Below are 20,352 nucleotides of genomic sequence, written 5' to 3'. Positions count from 1 at the left end.
GACGTGAACGTGCCAACCCCCTGCTTCCATTGCGCTCTGCCCGTGCCGCCCGGTGGGCGCTTTACCACTGCCGTGCTGGGCGAGACCCGTGAGTTCTGCTGCCCCGGCTGCCAGGCCGTGGCGCAGACCATCATTGCGGGCGGGCTGGAAAGCTACTACAGCCATCGCAGCGAAGCCTCAACCAATCCTCAGACGTTGCCTACACAACTGATCGACGAACAGGCGCTGTACGATCGCCCCGACGTACAAGCACCGTTCGTGCGTCATGACGCGCAACAGGCCGAGACCACATTGCTGATCGAAGGCATCAGTTGTGCCGCGTGTGGCTGGTTGATCGAACGTCATTTGCGTACCTTCCCCGCCGTTGCCGATGCGCGTCTGAACCTGTCCAACCATCGCCTGCATCTGCGCTGGAACGACGGCGATCTGGCCCTGAGCAAGGTGTTGAACGAGATTCGCCACATCGGTTACGCGGCGCACCCTTACCAACCGGATCAGGCCACCGAGCAGCTGGCTCAGGAAAACCGCCGCAGCCTGCGCCAGTTGGGCGTCGCAGGGCTGCTGTGGTTTCAGGCGATGATGGCGACCATGGCCACCTGGCCAGAATTCAACATCGATTTAAGTCCGCAAATGCACACGATCCTGCGCTGGGTGGCGATGTTTCTGACGACTCCCATCGTGTTCTACAGCTGCGCGCCTTTCTTCAAAGGCGCGCTGCGCGATCTGCGCACCCGTCATCTGACGATGGATGTGTCCGTGTCGCTGGCCATTGGCATGGCCTACGTGGCGGGCATCTGGACAGCGATCACCGGCGTCGGCGAGTTGTACTTCGATGCGGTGGGCATGTTTGCGCTGTTTCTGCTGGCCGGGCGTTATCTGGAGCGCCGCGCTCGGGAGCGCACCGCCGCTGCCACGGCGCAACTGGTGAATCTGTTGCCCGCGTCCTGTCTGCGCCTTAATGAAGACGGCCAGAGCGAGCGCATTCTGCTTGGCGAGTTGCGCGTAGGCGATCGTGTTCTGGTGCAACCTGGCGCGGTGCTGCCGGCGGATGGGTGCATTGTTTCGGGCCGTTCGAGCGTGGATGAGTCGCTGCTGACCGGGGAATACCTGCCGCTACCGCGCCTCATCGGTGATGCCGTCACCGCCGGGACGCTGAACATCGAGAGCGCGCTGACCGTCGAAGTCCTGGCCCTAGGCCACGACACACGGCTGTCGGCGATCGTTCGTTTGCTCGACCGTGCGCAATCGGAAAAGCCCCCGGTGGCGCAGATGGCGGACCGGGCAGCCCAGTGGTTTCTGCTGATTTCGCTGGGGTGCGCCCTTGGCATCGGCTTGCTGTGGTGGCAACTGGACCCGCAACGGGCGTTCTGGATTGTGTTGGCGATGTTGGTAGCCACCTGCCCGTGCGCGCTGTCGCTGGCCACGCCCACGGCGCTGACCTCGGCTACCGGCACCCTGCATGGCCTGGGCCTGTTGCTAACCCGAGGCCACGTGCTCGAAGGCTTGAATCAGATCGACACGGTGATTTTCGACAAGACTGGCACTCTGACCGAAGGCCGTCTGACTCTCAAGGCGATTCGCAGCCTGGGGACGCTGAACAGCGACGACTGTTTGTGTCTGGCCGCCGCGCTGGAAAACCACTCCGAGCACCCCATCGCCCGTGCCTTTGGCGGCACGCCGCTCACTGCCGAGCAGGTCATCACCACGCCGGGGTCAGGCCTCGAAGGCCTGGTTGAGGGACGCCGCCTGCGCATTGGCGAGCCGGGGTTTGTCTGCGCGCTGAGCGGCAGCCCGGTGCCGGCGCTGCCTGATGAACCCGGACAGTGGCTGATGCTCGGCGATGAAAAGCAGCTGCTGGCCTGGCTGGTGCTGGATGACCACCTGCGTGACGACGCGGCGCTGTTGATCGATGCCTGCAAGCAACGGGGCTGGAAGACCTTGCTGCTGTCAGGCGACAGCTCGCCGATGGTCGGCATTGTCGCCGCGCAATTGAAGATCGATGAGGTGCGGGGCAGCCTGCGCCCTGATGACAAGCTGCAGATTCTTCAACAACTACGCGCCGAGGGCCGCAAGGTGTTGATGATCGGCGACGGGGTCAACGACGTGCCGGCATTGGCGGCCGCTGACATCAGCGTAGCGATGGGCTCGGCGACGGATCTGGCCAAGACCAGCGCCGATGCCGTGCTGTTGTCCAACCGATTGCAGGCGCTGGTGCAGGCCTTCGCCCTCGCCCGCCGCACTCGGCGCATCATCATCGAGAATTTGCTCTGGGCCGGGCTGTACAATGGCCTCATGCTGCCGTTCGCCGCCCTCGGCTGGATCACACCGTTGTGGGCGGCGGCAGGCATGTCGGTGAGTTCGCTGATCGTCGTGCTCAACGCCTTGCGCCTGACGCGCCGCCCCACTCGCGACACCTCATTCACCCCGGTCGGCGCTGCTCGCCCACTGGTCACGTAACGGATTGCGGAGGCTCGATGCCCGCGCTTTACATCATGATTCCGGTGGCCCTGCTGATCGTGGCCGTGGCGATCTACGTGTTCTTCTGGGCCGTGGACAGCGGCCAGTACGACGACATGGATGGCCCGGCCCATAGCATTCTGTTCGACGATCAGGACCCGAGCCACAAGGCTGGCGTGGATGAGGCGTCGGGCAAACCCGGCACCGCCTCAGATCCGGCTAAGGACAAAAAGCTGCCCCATGCCTGACCTCCTCCCCCAACTGCTTTGCGCGCTGATACTCGGCCTGCTCGGCGGCGGCCATTGCCTGGGCATGTGCGGCGGGCTGATGGGCGCGCTGACCTTGGCCATCCCCAAGGAGCAACGCAGCCGACGTTTGCGCCTGCTGCTGGCCTACAACCTGGGGCGCATTTTCAGCTATGCCTGCGCCGGTTTGCTGATCGGGCTGGCCGGCTGGGCCGTGGCCAACAGTCCGGGTGCGATGGTGTTGCGGGTCATTGCTGCCGTGCTGCTGATCTGTATGGGGTTGTACCTGGCGGGATGGTGGAGCGGCCTGACGCGCATCGAAGCCTTGGGGCGCTGGCTGTGGCGTTACATTCAGCCGCTTGCCAGCCGCCTGCTGCCCGTGTCGAGCCTGCCTCGGGCCCTGCTGCTCGGCGCGCTATGGGGCTGGCTGCCGTGCGGGCTGGTGTACAGCACCTTGCTGTGGTCGGCCAGTCAGGGCGATGCCTTTTACAGTGCGCTGCTCATGCTGGCCTTCGGCCTTGGCACTTGGCCGGTGCTCCTCGCCACCGGTCTTGCCGCTGAGCGCACCACTACCTTGCTGCGTCAGCGTGGTGTGCGCGTGGCAGGTGGTTTGCTGGTCATGCTGTTCGGTCTCTGGACCCTCCCAGGCCCCCATCAGCATTGGTTGATGGGGCATTAGCCAGCTGCCAATGCCGTGAAACATCTCCTTAAACTCCCCCACCGCCACCGGTCTGTACGGCAATTGCCGATTCAAGTGCACATCCGTACACTGCGCAACCTTTTGTTACCGGGTGGTCTTCATGCTGTTCGTGCTGCGTATGTTGCTGATGACGGTGCATTTCATCGCTGCGGGTTGTCTGGGGCTGATGCTTGGCCTGTGCCGCCCGTTCAACCCCGACAACAGCCGCCTGTGCGCGCGCCTTTATGCGCTACCCGCGATGTGGATTCTGCGTCTTCGCTTGAAAGCCGAAATGGGCGCGCAGTTCGATCGCACGCGCCCGTGCGTGATCGTTGCCAACCATCAGTCCAACTACGACCTGTTCATCCTTGGCAACATCGTGCCGCCGCGCACGGTGTGCATCGGCAAGAAGAGCCTCAAATGGGTGCCCTTTTTCGGTCAGTTGTTCTGGTTGGCCGGCAACGTGCTGATCGATCGCGGTAATCCGCTGCGGGCACGCCTGTCCATTCGCCAGACCACCGAAACCCTGCAACATAAAGACACCTCGATCTGGGTGTTCCCGGAAGGCACGCGCAACCAGGGCAAGGGCTTGCTGCCGTTCAAACGCGGCGCGTTCCAGATGGCCATCGACGCGGGCGTGCCCATCGTGCCGGTGTGCGTGAGTACCTATGTGCGCGACATGCGCCTGGGCCAGTGGGACAGCGGCCAGGTGATGATTCGCTCGCTGCCTGAGCTGCCGACCACAGGCCTGACCGGCGACGACATCCCGGACCTGATTGCCCGTTGCCACAGCCAGATGCAGGCCTGCATCGAGCAGATGGACGCGCACCTGCGCGCGCCCAGGATCGTTGCCCAAACCGCGCCTGAACAGCTCTCACAAAACCCTCGAACTCCTTGAATTTCGCCGACTCTGAGTAGGCAGAGCGCGCTAAGCTGCGCGTGATTCCCTCCTAGAAGAAGCGAATACCATGGGCCGAGTAGTTGCTGCCGCGGTTTACAGCGCCGGAAAAAAGGTCACCAACATTAGCCTCGACGAAGGGGCCGCCTGGGCCGCAAAGCCTGGGCATTTCGTCTGGATCGGCCTGGAGCAGCCCAGTGCTCAGGAGCTGGCCACCCTGCAAAAACAATTCTGTCTGCATGAACTGGCCATCGAAGATGCGCTGGAGGTGCACAGCCGACCGAAGCTGGAAACCTTCGGCGACGCCCTGTTCATCGTCACCTACGCGCCCATTCGCGAGAATGGCAAGCTGATCTTCATCGAGACGCACATCTTCGCGGGCAAGGGGTACATCATCACTTCGCGCAATGGCGACTCCAAATCCTACGGTCTGGTGCGTCAGCGTTGCGAAGCGCGGCCATTGCTGCTGGAGCACGGCGAGGATTTCGTCCTCTACGCGCTGCTGGATTTTGTCACCGAGAACTACCAGCCGGTCACCGAGGCCATTCATTGCGAGCTCGAGGAGCTGGAGCACAGCGTCCTGAGCACCGAACTCAACGAAGCCGACATTCACCGCATCCACAGCTTGCGTCGCGATCTGCTGCGATTGCGCCGTTATGTTGCGCCAATGGTGGAGATTGGCGAAGAGCTGCAGAAGCTGGATTTTCCCTTTATCGACAAAAACATGCGCCCGTACTTTCGCGACGTGGAAATCCACGTGAAGCGGCAGATGGAGGACTTGGCCAATCTGAGGGACATCGCCAGCCAGACCATCGAAATCGGCTTGCTGCTGGAGTCCTCACGGCAAAGCCTGACCCAGCGCAAGTTCGCGGCCTGGGCGGCGATTCTGGCGTTTCCCACAGCGATTGCCGGGATCTATGGGATGAATTTCCAGAACATGCCGGAGCTGAGCTGGCATTACGGCTATTTTGCCGTGCTGGGGGTGATTCTGGGTGGGTGCGGGATCTTGTTTGCCAGCTTCAAGCGGTCGGGGTGGTTGTAACAGACGGCGGCATCTTTTGACCTTGTAGGAGCGCGCTTGCCCGCGATGACGTTGGCACATTCAACATTTATGGGAATGCCAAAGTGCAATCGCGGGCAAGCGCGCTCCTACAGGAATGAGGCGAGGCGAGATAACTCAGGCGACTTCAGGCTTGTTCGCCACAAACCGCATCATCCATTCGGCCACCGTGGTGCCGTGGTGATCTTCTTCCAGGCTGGCGATGCCTTTGCTGTACACCTGCTCGCCCAGTGCCTCCTGACGAATGTCGAGCAAGGTGCGCGAGTAGTCATGGATGAACTCCGGGTGGCCCTGGAAGCACAGCACCTGATCGTTGATGTGGTACGCAGCGAACTGGCAGAACGGGCTGGACGCAATGACCGTCGCGCCTTCCGGCAGCGCAGTGACCTGGTCCTGATGGCTGATCAGCAGGGTCAGTTTGTCCATGGAAGGGCTCATCCACGGTTTGGCCGGTGCCAGGTCATAGTGGTGAATGCCAACGCCCCAGCCTTGGGTGGCACGCTCGGTCTTGCCGCCGAGCAACAGCGCCAGCAACTGATGCCCGAAGCACACACCCAGCAGCTTGTCGCCGCGCTCGTAGCGTTCCAAAAGGTAGGTCTTGAGCGTTTGAATCCAGGGGTCGGCGCCGAAGGAGTCGGCCTTGGAGCCGGTCACCAGGTACGCATCGAAGCGCTCTTCATCTGGCGGGTAGTTGCCCTGCATCACGTTGTAGACGACGAATTCGGCCGGGATGGGCTGGCGAGAGAACAGCGACTCGAACATCCGTCCATAACCGGTGTATTGATCGACCAGTTCCGGGCGAAGAACGTCGGTTTCCAGAATGCAGATGCGTAACGACATAAAAATACCTGAAGCGACAAGGCGAAAATGCACACACCCAAGCCTGCCTTGAACCCTGAGGCAAGGCAAGGGCCGCTTGTGCGTTTACAGCAGGGGTTGCTGAATCGTCGCTGTACCGCTTGGAAATCCTGCGACGCAGTTGTCGTCTCAAAACGTGCTGCCGTTCAGCGCCTTGTCCAGCAGCAATGCAGGTGGCTCGAAACGCTCACCATAGTGCTCGGCCAGGTACTGCGCACGGGCGATGAAATCCTTGAGCCCGTACTGATTTATGAACTGCAGCGCCCCACCGGTCCAGGCGGGAAAGCCGATGCCGTAGATCGAGCCGATATTGGCGTCAGCGGTTGAGCGCAGCACGCCCTCTTCCACACAGCGGACGGTTTCGATGGCCTGAATGAACAGCAAACGATCGCGAATTTCCTGCCCGGCGATCTGCGCTTGGGGCTTTTCAAAACGCGTCTTGAGCTCCGGCCACAGGCGTTTGGGCACGCCCTCGGGGTAGTCGTAAAAACCGCCGCCTGCCGCCTTGCCTGCGCGTTTGTACTCGTTGAGCAACAAATCGATCACGGCCGTCGCCGGATGCTCCTCAACGGTTTCGCCCTGCTCGGCCAAATCCTTGCGCGCCTGCTGACGAATGTGGCTCATCAGGCTCAGCGACACTTCATCCGACACCGCCAAGGGCCCGACCGGCATCCCGGCCTTGCGCGCTTCGGTTTCGATCATCACCGCCGAGATGCCCTCGCCGAGCATGGCGATACCCTCGTTGGTGAAGGTCGCGAAAACCCGCGAAGTAAAGAAGCCTCGCGCATCGTTGACCACGATGGGCGTCTTGTTGATCTGCTGCACGAAATCGAAGGCGCGGGCCAGGGTCATGTCGTTGGTGCGCGCGCCTTTGATGATTTCCACCAGGCGCATCTTGTCCACGGGGCTGAAGAAATGCAGGCCGACGAAGCGTTCCTGGCGACTGATCGCCGTGGCCAGCCCGGTGATCGGCAAGGTCGAGGTGTTGGAGGCGATCACCGCGTATGGCACCACCACTTGCTCGGCAGCAGCGCTGACCTGAGCCTTGAGCGCGCGGTCTTCGAACACGGCCTCGATGATCAGGTCGCAGCCTTCCAGATCGCTGTCGCGGCCCGTGGTCTTGATCCGGCCGAGGATGGCGTCGCGCTGTTCGGGCTGCAGGCGGCCACTGGCGACTTGTTTGTCCAGCAGACGCACCGAGTAATCCTTGCCCTTCTGCGCGGCGGCCATGTTGACGTCCTTGAGCACCACATTGACCCCGGCCAATGCCGTGACATAGGCAATCCCGCCGCCCATCATCCCGGCGCCCAGGATGCCGACCTTGCGCATGTGATAGACCGGCGGCGCCTTGGGCCGGGAGTCGCCAGCGTTGAGCTCGTTGAGCTGAAACCAGGTGCCGATCATGTTCTTGGCGATCTGGCCGGTGGTCAGTTCGGTGAAATAACGCGCCTCGATCTTCTCGGCGGTGTGGAAATCCACCTGTGCGCCTTCGACGGCTGCAGCGAGGATTTTCTCGGGCGCGGGATAACAGCCTTGCGTCTTGCTGCGCAGGATAGACGGCGCGATGGCCAGCATTTGCGCGATTTTCGGGTGCGATGGTGTGCCTCCCGGAATCTGAAAGCCCGGCTGATCCCACGCCTTGCTCGGCGCCGGATTGGCCAAAATCCACTCCCGGGCCTTGGCCAACAGATCGTCGGCGTCGTTGGCGACTTGATCGACGAGGCCTGCCTTGAGGGCCTGTTGTGCGCTCAAGGTCCGGCCTTCCATCAACAACGGCAGGGCCTTTTCCAGCCCCAACATGCGCACCAGCCGCACCGTGCCGCCGCCACCGGGAAGCAGGCCCAAGGTCACTTCGGGCAGGCCGAGGCGCACGTGTTTTTCATCCAGAGCAATGCGCCAATGACAGGCCAGGCACAACTCCCAACCCCCGCCCAGTGCTGCTCCGTTTATGGCCGCGACCACCGGTTTGCCAAAGGTTTCCAGCGCCCGCAACTGCGCCTTGAGGTCAAGCGTCATCTGGTAAAACCACTCGGCACGGGCCTTGTCGACCTGGACCAGCTCGTTGAGATCGCCCCCTGCGAAAAAGGTCTTTTTCGCCGAGCGGATGATCACGCCGACGATCCCGTCCTCGTCGGCCTGCAAACGGGCCAGCGTCGCGGCCATGGCCAGGCGCCAGGTCTCGTTCATGGTGTTGGCCTGCTGGCCGGGCATGTCCAGCGTCAGTGTGACGATCTGATCGGGGCCGATTTCGTACTGGATGGCGTCAGTCATGCGGTCGTTCTTCCTGAAGCTGTTTTTATGTAAATGACGATTCGGCGTCTGCCCGGAGGGCGTAGGAGCAAGCTTGCTCCTACGCCCTGCGGCCAGAATCAAAAGCCAACGACAAAAGCGGCTAAACCCGCTCGATAATCGTCGCGATGCCCATGCCACCGCCCACGCACAAGGTCGCCAGGCCGTAACGCAACTGCCGCGCTTCCAGCTCGTCGAGCAAGGTGCCGAGAATGATGCAACCGGTCGCTCCCAAGGGGTGACCAAGGGCGATTGAGCCGCCGTTGACGTTGACCTTCAGCGGGTCGACGCGCATGTCCTTGATGAACTTGAGCACCACCGAGGCGAAGGCTTCGTTGACTTCGAACAGGTCGATGTCCTCGAGCTTCAGCCCTGCCCGCGCCAGTGCCTTGCGCGTGGCAGGTCCGGGGCCGGTGAGCATGATGGTCGGGTCGGTGCTGGTGACGGCCGTTGCCACGATGCGCGCCCGAGGCTGCAAACCCAGTTCCTGGCCCTTGCGCTCCGAGCCCAGCAACATCAGGGCCGCGCCGTCGACGATGCCCGAGCTGTTGCCGGGGGTGTGCACGTGATCGATACGCTCGACGTGGCTGTACACCCGCAGGGCCGTGGCGTCGTATCCCAGCTGGCCGATGGCCTCGAAACTGGGCTTGAGCTTGCTCAGCCCTTGCAGGGTGGAATCGGGGCGAATGAATTCATCGTGATCAAGCAGCAACATGCCGTTCTGATCCCGCACCGGCACCAGTGAACGCTTGAACGCGCCTGTCTCGGACGCTCGCGCGGCTTTTTGCTGGGATTGCAGGGCGAAACGGTCGACGTCTTCGCGGCTGAAACCTTCAAGGGTCGCGATCAGGTCGGCGCCGATGCCCTGCGGAGTGAAGTGGGTGTGCAGGTTGGTCTGCGGGTCGAGCACCCAGGCGCCGCCGTCGCTGCCCATCGGCACCCGTGACATCGATTCCACGCCGCCGACCACCACCAGGTCCTCGAACCCGGACCGCACTTTCATCGCGCCCAGGTTCACCGCTTCAAGGCCCGAGGCGCAGAAGCGGTTGACCTGCACCCCCGCCACATTGACCGCCCAATCGGCTACCAGCGCGGCGGTCTTGGCAATGTCCGCGCCTTGATCGCCCACCGGGGTCACACAGCCCAGGACGATGTCATCGACCTGAGTGGTATCCAGGCGATTGCGCACTTGCAATTCGCTCAGTAAGCCGGCGACCAGATTCACCGGCTTGACGCCGTATAAGGAACCATCAGCCTTGCCCTTGCCTCGCGGTGTGCGCAGCGCATCGTAAATAAACGCCTCAGTCATTGTGTCCTCGCTGCCCTGCTGTTTTTTATGCTGCTGACACCTTAAATGTCACACAGATACATTCAATGATCGAAGTGCTCAGTTCGCTTGACTGGGATGAAGGTTAGCTGGTTGTGGGAAGTTTCGGACTCGGACGAACGGTAGTGAGCTATCGGACAGCTCTTTATTTCGCCGAACGTGTCTAGCAAGGGAATGTTGGATACTAGCAAAAGGCTTTATCACCATTTCTCCTAACCAAATCGAATGATTCATAGCAAACCGATCTAAACAGCCCCGCACGTGGGCTCTAAGGTTATGTCTGTAGCAGAAGCGCAATAACAAATTCTTTTAGCGCCTGGTCTCCGGCCACCTTGTTCGGGACACCTGCTCTCTGGATTTTACCTTTGCCAGCTGCCGCTTCTTTCATTCATCGAAGCCGGTGAGCTTTTGTCGCTCAGGAATAACAAAAAGAAGGCCTACGCCATGTTCAAGCATTCGAAAGTACGTCAAGCGGGACTGATTGTTTTCGCTACCACACTCTTGTTGATCTTGCCGAACCTGACTCGGTTGTTCGGCTGACGCCTGCAACACGTTTGCGCCATAGCACATTTGTGCCACCCTTTCCCTATCCAGGGAGAGGATGAACACATGCGTCATGTGGCTGGCAGTATTCGCACTGGCTACATGCATTAGCGCACAGGCAGGGCCTGTCGAACAGGCCGAAGCCGTGGCCGCAATCTGCGATGGCAAGTTGGCTATCAATGTCGCCGCCAGAGGGAGTATGAGGCCGGGACGTTGCCGTGCGCGTCGATGACCGGCGCCTGGTCAATTCAGTTCAAGCAGGTCATGACCGACCGCAATCTGGTACTGGTGATCTTCAGATCCACCGGCAGCCGCGCGGGCCGGACGCAGGACAAGCTGATAAAGGCTGGTTATACCAGTATCATCAACGGCGGCTCCTACGACGAGTTGCACAATGCGCTGTATGACATCACCGACGATCCTGCGGAGTACCCCCCATCTTGCGCCCGTTTTTGATGCTGGCAAGCGTTCTGCTGGCCCTGCCCGTTCATGCTGCCCAACTGACCCTCGATCTCGCCCACGGCACTCGCACTTGGGACACCGAGCAACTGCTCAATCATCCTCAGGCCCGTGAGATCGATATTCCTCAAGACGTTTCGTACAAGCGCGCCATGCACTATCGCGCAGTGCCCGTCGCCGCGCTTCTGGAGGGTGTCTCCAGCGATGCGCATCTTCAGGCCGTCGCCACCGATGGCTTCGCCGCAGAAATACCAGCAGCGCCCCTTCTGCAGAAAACCGGCTCCCAAGCCTGGCTGGCCATCGAAGACCCTGCGCACCCCTGGCCAGACTTGAGCAAGGACAAACCCAGCGCGGGGCCGTTTTATCTCGTGTGGACCGACCCTGCGGCCAGCAAGATCAGCCCCGAGCAATGGCCCTACGCCGTCGGCAAGATTCGTCTGTTGGCTTCGGTGGCCGAGCGCTTCCCGGCCCTCTTGCCCGACCCCAAGCTTGCGGCAGACGACCCGGTGACCAAGGGGTTCGCGCTGTTTCAGAGGAACTGTTTCGCCTGTCACCGCTTGAATGGCGCGGGGGATTCGCAACTCGGCCCGGACCTGAACATTCCCCATAACCCCACCGAATACTTCGCCGGGGACTACCTGAAACTGTACATCCGCAACCCGCAAAACCTGCGGCAGTGGCCGCAGGCGAAGATGCCGGCGATCCCGCCGGAAGTGTTATCGGATGAGGAATTGGGGCAGGTGGTGAGTTATTTGAAGCACATGGCGGGACGTAAGGTCGATCAATGACAAGATGATCGGAAACCTGTGGGAGCCAATTCATCCGCGATGGGTCGGTACAGCCGACACATTCGTATCGGACGGGCTATTTTTCGCGAATGAATTCGCTCCCACAGATCATCTGTCGTTCATACATTTTTTATGTACTAACACCACCTCACACCCTACGACTGTCGCTGCACCTGCATCTGCACCACCGGCTTTGCAACAGGGACTGCAATCGGCGCAGAAGGCGACACCACGACCTTGGCATGCATCTGCTCGCAACCGCCGCCACGGCGCATACCGCGCACCGGGCAGGCATCCAGGTAATCGAGCCCGACCGCCAGCTTCAAATGACGCTCCGGGATCGCCAACTGGTTGGTCACGTCAAAGCTGTACCAGGCGTCATCGATCCAGGCCTCGGCCCAGGCATGGCTGGCCAGGTGCTCGCTGGTGTCGCTGTACAGATACCCCGACACATAACGCGCAGGTACGCCCAGGCTGCGGGCGCAGGCCAGGAACGCATGGGTGTGGTCCTGGCAGACGCCCGCGCCGTTGGCAAAGGCTTGCGCCGCAGGGGTGTCGACGGCCGTGGCGCCGGGGGTGTACACGATGTGCTGGTTCAGCGCCTGCATCAGGTCAATCAGCGCAGTGCGATCGGTACGTTTTTTCGTTTCTTTGGCCGCGAACGCGCGAATCGCTTCGTCCGCTTCGGTCAGGCGCGTGAAGCGCAGAAATGGCAGCGAGGACTGGCTTTCATGCTCGGCCTCACGTTTTTCATCGATTTCCACCTGCCCGCGCGCGCCGATGACGATGGCTTCATGGGGCTCGTCCATGGTCAGAACGTGGAGGATATTGCCGAACGGATCGACCTGCGCACGCACCGGGCGCGGCAGTGCCAGCTGCCAGCTGAGCACCTGCTGGCGCTCGCTGTCGTGTGGGGTCAGACGCAAATACTGGATGCTGGCGCGGACCTGATCGTCGTAGTGATAGGTGGTCTCGTGGCTAATTGAGAGTCTCATGCAGCCTCCAGATAAGAAGTGTGAATAACGTTACCCAATTGGGCCAGCAGCGGAATGAATTCGTTCAACCATTCATGCAGGCCTTCGCCGAGGATTTCGTCGATGCCGGTGTAACGCAGACGGGCATCGAGCTCGGCCGCCAGACGCTGCGCAGGACGCCCGTTGGCCCCCGGCAGGCTGGCCAGGATCATGTCCAGTTCTTCGAGGCACGCACGCAGCGAACGCGGAATGTCCGCGCGCAACAGCAGTAATTCGGCGACCTGACGCGCACCCGGCGCATCGCGATAGACCTCGGTGTAGGCCTCGAACGACGACAGCGCTCGCAGCAGAGCGCTCCATTGGTAGTAACCGGCGGCCGAGCTGTCTGCCGCCGCGTTCGCCGACGGCCCGCGCAGTTCGAGCATTTCGTAGCGGGCATCGAGCATGCGCAAAGTATTGTCGGCGCGCTCGATGAAGGTGCCCAGGCGGATGAAACGGAACGCATCGTTGCGCATGATGGTGCCGTAGGTGGCGCCGCGGAACAGGTGCGAACGCTCCTTGACCCACTCGCAGAAGCGACTCATGCCATAGCGGCTCAGGCCCTGTTCGGCGATGCCGCGAATTTCCAGATACGTGGAATTGATGTTTTCCCACATGTCCGCGGTAATGCGCCCACGCACCGCATGGGCACTGGCCCGCGCCGCCGCCAGGCAGCTGAAGATGCTGGCCGGGTTGGCGGCATCCAGCGCGAAGAAATGCAGCAGGCGCTCGGCGTGCAGCTCGCCATGGCGCTCGCGGTAATCGTCCAGGGTGCCGGTAATCAGCAGCGGCATGGCGAGTTCATTGAGGCCATCCCCGCGTCCATCCTGAGGCATCAGCGACAGCGAGTAGCTGACGTCCAGCATCCGTGCGAGGTTTTCCGCCCGCTCCAGGTACCGCGACATCCAATATAAATCCGAGGCAGTTCTACTTAACATTGGCAGGCATCCTTAATCCTCGACCACCCAGGTGTCCTTGGTTCCGCCACCCTGCGACGAGTTCACCACCAACGAGCCTTCGCGCAAAGCGACGCGAGTCAGGCCGCCAGGCACGACGCGGGTTTCGCGGCCAGACAGAACGAATGGGCGCAGGTCGATGTGTCGCGGGGCGATGCCGTTCTCGACGAAGGTCGGACAGGTCGACAGGGACAAGGTGGGTTGAGCGATGTACGCGTGTGGCTTGGCTTTGAGGCGTGCGCGGAAGGACTCGATCTCGGCCGCCGTCGCCGCAGGACCGACCAGCATGCCGTAGCCGCCGGAGCCCTGGGTCTCCTTGACCACCAGGTCGCCGAGGTTGGCCAGCACGTGAGACAACTCTTCGGGTTTGCGGCATTGCCAGGTCGGTACGTTCTTGAGGATAGGCTCCTCGTCGAGGTAGAAGCGGATCATGTCAGTCACGAACGGGTACACCGATTTGTCGTCGGCCACGCCGGTGCCAATGGCGTTGGCCAGCACCACATTGCCCGAGCGGTAGGCCGACAGCAGGCCCGGCACGCCGAGCATTGAATCCGGGTTGAATGCCAGCGGATCGAGAAACGCATCGTCGAGACGGCGATAGATCACGTCCACTGCTTTCGGGCCGTCCGTGGTGCGCATGTACACACGATCGTCACGCACGAACAGGTCGGCGCCTTCCACTAGCTCAACGCCCATTTCCCGCGCCAGAAACGCATGCTCGAAGAACGCACTGTTGAAACGACCGGGCGTCAGCACCACCACGCTGGGGTTATCCAGCGGGCTCGAGCTTTTCAACGTATCGAGCAACAGGTTGGGGTAGTGATCGATCGGAGCGATGCGTTGCGCGGCGAACAGTTCGGGAAACAGGCGCATCATCATCTTGCGGTCTTCGAGCATGTAGCTCACGCCGCTTGGGGTGCGCAGATTGTCTTCGAGAACGTAATAGGTCCCGTCGCCGTCGCGCACCAGGTCGACCCCGGAGATGTGTGAATACAGGTCACGGTGAAGGGTCAGGCCTTGCATCGCCAACTGGTACTGCTCGTTGGCCAGCACCTGTTCGGCGGGAATGATGCCAGCCTTGATGATGCGTTGGTCGTGGTAAAGGTCGGCGAGAAACATGTTCAGCGCCTTGACCCGCTGGATGCAGCCCTTTTCGACCACACGCCACTCACTGGCGGGGATACTGCGTGGAATCGTATCGAAGGGGATCAGACGCTCGGTCCCCTGCTCGTCACCGTACAGCGTGAAGGTAATCCCGGCGCGATGAAACAAAAGATCGGCCTCACGCCGACGCTGAGCCAGCAGCTCAGGTGGCGCTTCGCCCAGCCAGCGGGCGAATTCCCGATAATGCGGACGGACAGTGCCGTCAACATCGTACATCTCATCATAAAAGGTGCGGATCATGCCGTACTCCTTGTCACCATGGACACAGGGACCTTCGCAAGGCCCGTGCCAGCGGCATAAACGCTTTAAAATCAATGAGTTGAATAAACCAGCGAAACCCCTCGCACCATTCCTGTGCAAGAAGCGCCCTCACCCATTCTCCTACGCTTCATAGAGAAGCGTCCCGCCACCGGGAAATCTATGACCAGCATAGCCAGAGTTGATTTCCGGATCGGGCTTTTTGTGCGGATAATCGCCCCATCGACGCAGAGCAACGGGCTTCAGACTGCCCACAGATGGCTTCTGTGTTACCGGATTTTTAAACGAAATTCCCTTTCCGCCGCTCTCATCCGAGCGGCTTTTTTTTGCCCTGTTTTGGCTGATGGCGATTCGGCAACTTCGGTGATCTTCGGGTGGTGCACCCTCAGCCGGTGCAAAGCCTGTGGGAGCGAATTCATTCGCGATAGGCCCGCACAACCGACACGTCTGTATCGACCAGACCATTTTTCGCGGATGAATTCGCTCCCACAGAGGTTCAGTGCCAGGCTCATGCGTGCAGCATCAATGAACCCGCTTGATCTCCTGCTTCACGCCCCAGCCTTCGACCTCGCCATCCAGGCCGAAGATCGCGCTTTGAAAGTCCTGCTCGAAATCTCCTATTGCGTCGTAAGTGGCGTACATCACTTTGCTCAATTGCAGATGCCACGCGCCGTCCTCGCGGGCGTTGATCTGGGCATTGATGGATTCGCCGCGAAACTTCTCGGCGGCCTGACGCGCGCGCTCCTCATCCGGGAACACGGCGTAGAACTCGATGGGATAGATACGTGCGAAGTCGAAACCGCTCTCTTTCATGCGGCGCAGTACGTGGCTGCTGATGTCTTCTTGATAGGCTGTGCTCATGAAACGTCCTCCTATGCAACGATAGATAGAGTTTCAACGATCCCGAAACGCCTCCTGGGGAGGCGTAGAGCAGCGGATCATCCGCCACCCGGGACTCAAGCATGTCGCTGGCAAGGCCGGCGCTGGTGTGACACATCAGGCACCGTTGCACAAGTAGGCTCGGGCGATGTTTCACCGACCTCATTGGCAGATTACGCTCATTGCTAGCCCGTTGCCAATCGGCAACGTGCGGTTATTTCAGGGGTTTTCTCAAGATGCCTCGACGATGGAAAGGATCTGTACCGCATTCTGTTCTTTTAACACTTCCGCCGTAGGCGCTTTTGATCGGCCGTCCAGATCGTTCAGATCAAGCTCATTGACGACCGGGAACAGAATCGGGCGCAAAAACCGCGCAGCTTCTTCCTCACTGGGACGGTGCTCGAGTTCAAGATTATGGGTTTGCTGCACGCCATCTTTATCCTGAAACGAAATAGTCCAGACTTTCATCAATGTCTCCTCAGTCAGGGCCGGAAACCGGCCTAATGATCTTGACCCTGCTGTGCCTGCGACGTTCCAACGATGTGAATGGCCGGAGCGTCATGAAGCGACGCAAAAAAACGCCCCGATATCGGGGCGTTTTTCAGAGGGGCTGGCTTATTGCGGCTTGGCGTCTTTCACCCCCGCCGTGTTGTCTAGCAAACTCTTGGTCGCAGTCTGCAGGAAGCTGTCGAGCTTCCTGCGCAGCTCGGCGACGTCAGGTGCGTTCGGGACCAGTTCGGCGTGCGGCTTGGTGCCCAGCTCGTAGCTGTAGACCTTCGGCTCCATTTCCTTGGGCTCGATCAGGATGCGGTTGCCGGTAACCAGCGCCACGGTCTGCTCGCTGCCCGACGGCTTGATCACACCAAAGCCCAGATCGCCCGCCGGCAGGTTCAGCAGGTCACGACCCCAGCACTGGTGCACGGTGTCACCGCCCAGACGGCCCATGATGGTCGGCACGATGTCGATCTGCGTGCCGACGATGCTGCTGCGCTTGCCGAACTTGTCCTGCAGGCCCGGGGCGATCATCAGCATCGGCACGTTGAAACGGCCCAGGTCCATCTCGGTGATCTGCTCGTTGTTGCCGAAGCCATGGTCGCCGACCACGACGAACAGGGTGTCCTTGTAGTACGGCTCTTTCTTGGCCTTCTCGAAAAACTGACCCAGCGCCCAGTCCGAATAACGCATCGCCGTCAGGTGCTCGTCCAGGGTGCCGTGGCCGGTCACGCGCTCAACCGGCAGGTTGGCAGGCAAGGCGTACGGCGTGTGGTTGGACAGGGTCTGCAGCAAGGCATAGAACGGCTTGCCTTTGGCCTGGCGGGCTTTGAGCTCTTCGGCGCCACGGTCGAACATGTCCTGGTCGGACACGCCCCACGTCGGGTCGGAGAACACCGGATTGACGAAGTCGTTGCGGCCGATGAAGTTGGTCATGCCCTGGTTGCTGAAGAAACCGGACTGGTTATCCCAGGCGAAGTCGCCGTTGTAAACGTACACGTCGTCGTATTTGCGCGCGCTCAGCAACTGCGGCAGGCCCGACAGCTTGTGACTGCCTTCCGGGGTCTGCATCAGGTATTCGAAGCCTGGCAGGTTCGGGAAGCAGGCCATGGTCGCGAACATACCCTGATGGGTGTGCGTGCCGTTGGAGAAGAAACGATCGAAGAGCAGCCCCTCTTCCGACAGCTTGTCGAAATAAGGCGTGATGTTCGACTCATCGCCCAACGCCCCTACCGAGTGACCGGCGAAGCTTTCCATCAGGATGACGACCACGTTCTTGATCGGCAGCGTGTTGCTCTCTGGCGGCGTGAATTCGCGGCGCACCGCGGCGCTGTCCGAGTCCACCAGTTTGTCGTTGGCGGTCAGCAGCATGTCACGCACGGTCTGCTGAGCCTCGGGCTGTGGCAGCGTGGCTTTCCAGATGTTGTCGCGATCTTCGGACATCCGGCTCTTGGCGGCCGCGATCAGCGTCAGCGTACCGTTCAGGCCCAGGGTGTTGGCGAAATTGGATTCGGTGGTGTAGGCATCCCCCCAACGCAGTGGAGGCCCCTGGCGCAACGTGCCACGCGCTGCGATCACCGCGACCACCAGACACAGCACGAACACGCCGACGCGGGTGTACCACGGCGCGGCAATGCGGTTGCTGGCACTGCTGATATTGAAGCCGCCGCGAGGACGGGTCATACGGTCGATGCCCTTGAACACCAGGCTCAGCAGCCAGGTCAGCAGCGCCCAAGCGAGCAGGTAGCGCACCACCGGGTAGCCGTACCAGATCATGCTCAGTACGGTTTTCGGGTCTTCCTTCACGTACTGAAAGACCAGGCCGTTGAGGCGCTGGTGGAATTCGCGGTAGAAGTCCATCTCCATCAGGCCGAAGAAGGTGGTCAGGCTCGCGACCAGCGTCAGCCAGAAACGAAACACGCCCCGCGCCGCCATCAGGCGGGCGCTGAACAGGGCCAGCAGCAGCGGGATCAGGATGTAGACCACCAGGCGCAGGTCGAACCGCAGGCCGTTGCCGAATGCCTCAATGAACGACGAGGCAGGCGTGGCGCCAATGCCTTCACGGTTGTAGACCAGCAGCGCCACGCGCAACAGGGTGTACATAACCATCAGCGCCAGGCCGCTCAGGAGCGTGTAAGCCAGGTGCGATTTGACGGTAGGTTGCGGCGCGCGCGCCGGGGCGTCCGGTTTGGCCATGTGTTGTAGGATCCGTTGGATTCAGGTTTAAGTTCGAAAAGCCAGTGCGCCCGGTGACATCGAAACGCCGGTTGGGTCGCGGGGGGCAAATATTACGTGATCAGACAGTCTTTACCACCGATGTGGCACATTCTTAATGGCCGCGGTCGGGCAATTTCAGGTTCCGTTCAGCAAGCGAGCCGCAAGCGACGCGGATTTTCCCCATCAGGCAGTGAAAATTCCGTTGATTGGGTGCGGTTCTAATATTTTCTTACAAACCTCTATCATGGCTTTGCCTTGAAGGTCTGGGCATACAGACCGACCGCATACTCGATGGCGCTGAACACATGCGGTGCGTGCTCGGCCAACGCCGCGTTGGCCTCCAGCGATTGGTAAACAGCGGCAACCAGGCGCGCAAGACGCGGCGCTGGTTTGCGAATATTGCAAGCCGACGCCAGCTCCAGAATTCCCAAACGTGAGCCGAACAGGCTTTTCGATCCGGCCAGTTGCAGCGCCAGGGAGTCTTCTTCGATGTAGGCAGTGGTGTTGACGATGTCGTAAGCCGGCGCTAGCTGCGCGTCGGAGCCAAAAGGGTCGCGGTACAACAGCCCGAAGTTTTTCAGATGCGCGTCGCCGTTGCCGACCATGCAGCTCAACGCCACGATGTCGAAGAACTGCTCAAGCGACGCGGGAATATGCTCAGGGGCGCAGAACAACCGGATGGCCCGCGCAATTTTCTCGTAGCTTGAATCGTATTTCTGCTCAGTGCCCAGCCCCATCAGCACCGCCATGTCTTCGAAGCCGATCGGGCACTGATCGGGCTCTCGATCAAAACGGCGCATCACAAACAGTTGCCGGTTTTGTGAGAGGTAGAACTCAGGCACCGGCATGTCAGCCCGGCGCGCCGCATCCATGCAGACGAACTCATTGATCGCCAGGCCCGGAAAATCGGCCCTGCCTGATTTCACGATCAGCTCGGGCATTAACAGGGTGGCCTTGGGGTCAGCCTCGAACGCCGATTCAGGCACGATCACTTTGGGCTGAACGCCAGAAATGCCGCTGCGCAGAATGTAGCTGTCCACCAGCTCGGCGAACAGATCGTGAGCGCCATCCCAGCTGAGGATCTGCGCCAGACTGCGCCCTTGGGTCTTCGTCGGATGACCCAGCAACTCGTCGATCAACGGCGATTGCACAGCCACCCGGCCAATCGGCGAACCGCTGCCGGTCAGCGCCATCAACAGCATTGGATTGATCGGTGTGGTCTTCGCCAGACGATTGCGTAACTGCTCCAGCACGTAGCCTTCTGGCAGGTTCATTTGAAACACAGGGTGCAGGCTTCGCGACGTGTACGCTGCGTCGCGCACTGGCATGGTCAGGCTGATCGAGGTTTGTGCCCCGGCATCCAGGCCATAGCGAAACAGGTAATCACCGGACTCGGACGCCGCCAGTTCTCCGCTTTCGCCTTGCGGTGTGAAGATCCGTACACGATCCAGCGGCTTCATCGAAAGACCTCCCGCAACTCTTCAAAGGAGGGCCGTCGCGCGGGCACGACACTGATTTCTGCCCCCAGCGCCGCGAGCGCTTTCGCATAGAAGCTCATGGATACCGTAGGGCTGCCTTTCTCGATTTCAGCCAGCTTTTGGCGGGTCAACCCGGATCGAGCGGCCAGTTGCACCTGCGTCAGGCCTCGCGCCTTGCGCATGTCCTCAATCTGTTTGCCCAACCGCTCGATAAGCAGGATCGCATCCATTTTGTTACACCTACATAACATTCTCTGAAGAATGGAATGTATACGTAACATCTAGGTTCTTC

The 20,352-nt window shown here is 60.8% G+C and carries 17 protein-coding genes and 1 pseudogene; 7 read left to right on the top strand and 11 right to left on the bottom strand.

Annotated elements, in window-relative coordinates; all coding sequences use genetic code 11:
* Positions 1 to 3 precede the first annotated feature (3 nt).
* The 5 genes from AC07V9_RS22460 to AC07V9_RS22440 all read left to right on the top strand — a co-directional run bounded on the left by AC07V9_RS22460 (position 4) and on the right by AC07V9_RS22440 (position 5,321).
* Positions 4 to 2,457 carry a heavy metal translocating P-type ATPase gene (locus AC07V9_RS22460; protein ID WP_495017833.1) on the top strand — a complete coding sequence of 818 codons (2,454 nt, stop codon included), beginning with the start codon at positions 4 to 6 and terminating at the stop codon, positions 2,455 to 2,457.
* 17 nt (positions 2,458 to 2,474) lie between these two features.
* Positions 2,475 to 2,705 carry a cbb3-type cytochrome oxidase assembly protein CcoS gene (gene ccoS, locus AC07V9_RS22455; RefSeq protein ID WP_495017832.1) on the top strand — a complete coding sequence of 77 codons (231 nt, stop codon included), beginning with the start codon at positions 2,475 to 2,477 and terminating at the stop codon, positions 2,703 to 2,705.
* Positions 2,698 to 3,381: a sulfite exporter TauE/SafE family protein gene (locus tag AC07V9_RS22450; RefSeq protein ID WP_495017831.1), complete on the top strand. Its 684-nt coding sequence runs from the start codon at positions 2,698 to 2,700 to the stop codon at positions 3,379 to 3,381. The genes ccoS and AC07V9_RS22450 overlap by 8 nt, the downstream gene beginning before the upstream one ends.
* A gap of 121 nt (positions 3,382 to 3,502) precedes the next feature.
* Complete coding sequence (locus AC07V9_RS22445) at positions 3,503 to 4,279, top strand: lysophospholipid acyltransferase family protein (RefSeq protein WP_495017830.1); 777 nt, start codon at positions 3,503 to 3,505, stop codon at positions 4,277 to 4,279.
* 70 nt (positions 4,280 to 4,349) lie between these two features.
* On the top strand, positions 4,350 to 5,321 hold the full coding sequence (locus tag AC07V9_RS22440; protein ID WP_495017829.1) for a magnesium and cobalt transport protein CorA: 972 nt from the start codon (positions 4,350 to 4,352) through the stop codon (positions 5,319 to 5,321).
* Between the two features lie 135 nt (positions 5,322 to 5,456).
* Here AC07V9_RS22440 and AC07V9_RS22435 read toward each other — a convergent pair whose 3' ends face one another.
* From AC07V9_RS22435 to AC07V9_RS22425, 3 genes are all read right to left on the bottom strand, one after another.
* Positions 5,457 to 6,179, bottom strand: a complete 723-nt coding sequence (locus AC07V9_RS22435) for an amidotransferase (protein ID WP_495017828.1) — start codon at positions 6,177 to 6,179, stop codon at positions 5,457 to 5,459.
* Between the two features lie 147 nt (positions 6,180 to 6,326).
* The gene (locus tag AC07V9_RS22430) at positions 6,327 to 8,468 is read right to left on the bottom strand and encodes a 3-hydroxyacyl-CoA dehydrogenase NAD-binding domain-containing protein (protein ID WP_495017827.1); all 2,142 of its coding nucleotides are present in this window, start codon (positions 8,466 to 8,468) and stop codon (positions 6,327 to 6,329) included.
* A 121-nt stretch (positions 8,469 to 8,589) separates the two neighbouring features.
* Positions 8,590 to 9,795, bottom strand: a complete 1,206-nt coding sequence (locus tag AC07V9_RS22425) for an acetyl-CoA C-acetyltransferase (RefSeq protein ID WP_495017826.1) — start codon at positions 9,793 to 9,795, stop codon at positions 8,590 to 8,592.
* A gap of 634 nt (positions 9,796 to 10,429) precedes the next feature.
* Here AC07V9_RS22425 and AC07V9_RS22420 point away from each other — a divergent pair.
* Positions 10,430 to 10,812, top strand: a pseudogene (locus tag AC07V9_RS22420) (rhodanese-like domain-containing protein).
* Positions 10,812 to 11,603, top strand: coding sequence for a cytochrome c (locus AC07V9_RS22415; protein ID WP_495017874.1), 792 nt, complete (start codon positions 10,812 to 10,814; stop codon positions 11,601 to 11,603). Before AC07V9_RS22420 ends, AC07V9_RS22415 begins: the two are co-directional and overlap by 1 nt.
* Before the next feature lie 155 nt (positions 11,604 to 11,758).
* On the opposite strand, the gene AC07V9_RS22410 is transcribed toward AC07V9_RS22415, so the two are convergent.
* From AC07V9_RS22410 to AC07V9_RS22375, 8 genes are all read right to left on the bottom strand, one after another.
* A complete protein-coding gene (locus tag AC07V9_RS22410; RefSeq protein WP_495017825.1) occupies positions 11,759 to 12,598 on the bottom strand; it encodes a transglutaminase family protein in 840 nt (279 codons plus the stop codon).
* Positions 12,595 to 13,554, bottom strand: a complete 960-nt coding sequence (locus AC07V9_RS22405) for an alpha-E domain-containing protein (RefSeq protein ID WP_495017824.1) — start codon at positions 13,552 to 13,554, stop codon at positions 12,595 to 12,597. Before AC07V9_RS22405 ends, AC07V9_RS22410 begins: the two co-directional genes overlap by 4 nt.
* 12 nt (positions 13,555 to 13,566) lie before the next feature.
* Positions 13,567 to 14,976 carry a circularly permuted type 2 ATP-grasp protein gene (locus AC07V9_RS22400; protein ID WP_495017823.1) on the bottom strand — a complete coding sequence of 470 codons (1,410 nt, stop codon included), beginning with the start codon at positions 14,974 to 14,976 and terminating at the stop codon, positions 13,567 to 13,569.
* Positions 14,977 to 15,516: 540 nt separating this feature from the next.
* Positions 15,517 to 15,855: a ribonuclease E inhibitor RraB gene (locus tag AC07V9_RS22395; protein WP_495017822.1), complete on the bottom strand. Its 339-nt coding sequence runs from the start codon at positions 15,853 to 15,855 to the stop codon at positions 15,517 to 15,519.
* Positions 15,856 to 16,104: 249 nt separating this feature from the next.
* A complete protein-coding gene (locus tag AC07V9_RS22390) occupies positions 16,105 to 16,341 on the bottom strand; it encodes a hypothetical protein (protein WP_495017821.1) in 237 nt (78 codons plus the stop codon).
* 147 nt (positions 16,342 to 16,488) lie between these two features.
* Complete coding sequence (locus tag AC07V9_RS22385; protein WP_495017820.1) at positions 16,489 to 18,561, bottom strand: LTA synthase family protein; 2,073 nt, start codon at positions 18,559 to 18,561, stop codon at positions 16,489 to 16,491.
* Positions 18,562 to 18,824: 263 nt separating this feature from the next.
* Complete coding sequence (locus tag AC07V9_RS22380; protein WP_495017819.1) at positions 18,825 to 20,042, bottom strand: type II toxin-antitoxin system HipA family toxin; 1,218 nt, start codon at positions 20,040 to 20,042, stop codon at positions 18,825 to 18,827.
* Positions 20,039 to 20,290, bottom strand: a complete 252-nt coding sequence (locus tag AC07V9_RS22375) for a helix-turn-helix domain-containing protein (protein ID WP_495017818.1) — start codon at positions 20,288 to 20,290, stop codon at positions 20,039 to 20,041. The genes AC07V9_RS22380 and AC07V9_RS22375 overlap by 4 nt, the downstream gene beginning before the upstream one ends.
* Positions 20,291 to 20,352: the final 62 nt, after the last annotated feature.

It is taken from the genome of Pseudomonas sp. GW821-FHT02A11 (genome assembly GCF_059421985.1).
Note: the sequence above shows the minus strand (reverse complement) of the source record. Positions and strands in the feature narration are given on the sequence as shown.

What these genes read in the sequence shown, in the direction of transcription:
- ccoS (WP_495017832.1), top strand. Translation starts at nt 2,475, where the DNA reads ATGCCCGCGCTTTACATCATGATTCCGGTGGCCCTGCTGATCGTGGCC.
- AC07V9_RS22450 (WP_495017831.1), top strand. Translation starts at nt 2,698, where the DNA reads ATGCCTGACCTCCTCCCCCAACTGCTTTGCGCGCTGATACTCGGCCTG.
- AC07V9_RS22445 (WP_495017830.1), top strand. Translation starts at nt 3,503, where the DNA reads ATGCTGTTCGTGCTGCGTATGTTGCTGATGACGGTGCATTTCATCGCT.
- AC07V9_RS22440 (WP_495017829.1), top strand. Translation starts at nt 4,350, where the DNA reads ATGGGCCGAGTAGTTGCTGCCGCGGTTTACAGCGCCGGAAAAAAGGTC.
- AC07V9_RS22435 (WP_495017828.1), bottom strand. Translation starts at nt 6,179, where the DNA reads ATGTCGTTACGCATCTGCATTCTGGAAACCGACGTTCTTCGCCCGGAA.
- AC07V9_RS22430 (WP_495017827.1), bottom strand. Translation starts at nt 8,468, where the DNA reads ATGACTGACGCCATCCAGTACGAAATCGGCCCCGATCAGATCGTCACA.
- AC07V9_RS22425 (WP_495017826.1), bottom strand. Translation starts at nt 9,795, where the DNA reads ATGACTGAGGCGTTTATTTACGATGCGCTGCGCACACCGCGAGGCAAG.
- AC07V9_RS22415 (WP_495017874.1), top strand. Translation starts at nt 10,812, where the DNA reads ATGCTGGCAAGCGTTCTGCTGGCCCTGCCCGTTCATGCTGCCCAACTG.
- AC07V9_RS22410 (WP_495017825.1), bottom strand. Translation starts at nt 12,598, where the DNA reads ATGAGACTCTCAATTAGCCACGAGACCACCTATCACTACGACGATCAG.
- AC07V9_RS22405 (WP_495017824.1), bottom strand. Translation starts at nt 13,554, where the DNA reads ATGTTAAGTAGAACTGCCTCGGATTTATATTGGATGTCGCGGTACCTG.
- AC07V9_RS22400 (WP_495017823.1), bottom strand. Translation starts at nt 14,976, where the DNA reads ATGATCCGCACCTTTTATGATGAGATGTACGATGTTGACGGCACTGTC.
- AC07V9_RS22395 (WP_495017822.1), bottom strand. Translation starts at nt 15,855, where the DNA reads ATGAGCACAGCCTATCAAGAAGACATCAGCAGCCACGTACTGCGCCGC.
- AC07V9_RS22390 (WP_495017821.1), bottom strand. Translation starts at nt 16,341, where the DNA reads ATGAAAGTCTGGACTATTTCGTTTCAGGATAAAGATGGCGTGCAGCAA.
- AC07V9_RS22385 (WP_495017820.1), bottom strand. Translation starts at nt 18,561, where the DNA reads ATGGCCAAACCGGACGCCCCGGCGCGCGCGCCGCAACCTACCGTCAAA.
- AC07V9_RS22380 (WP_495017819.1), bottom strand. Translation starts at nt 20,042, where the DNA reads ATGAAGCCGCTGGATCGTGTACGGATCTTCACACCGCAAGGCGAAAGC.
- AC07V9_RS22375 (WP_495017818.1), bottom strand. Translation starts at nt 20,290, where the DNA reads ATGGATGCGATCCTGCTTATCGAGCGGTTGGGCAAACAGATTGAGGAC.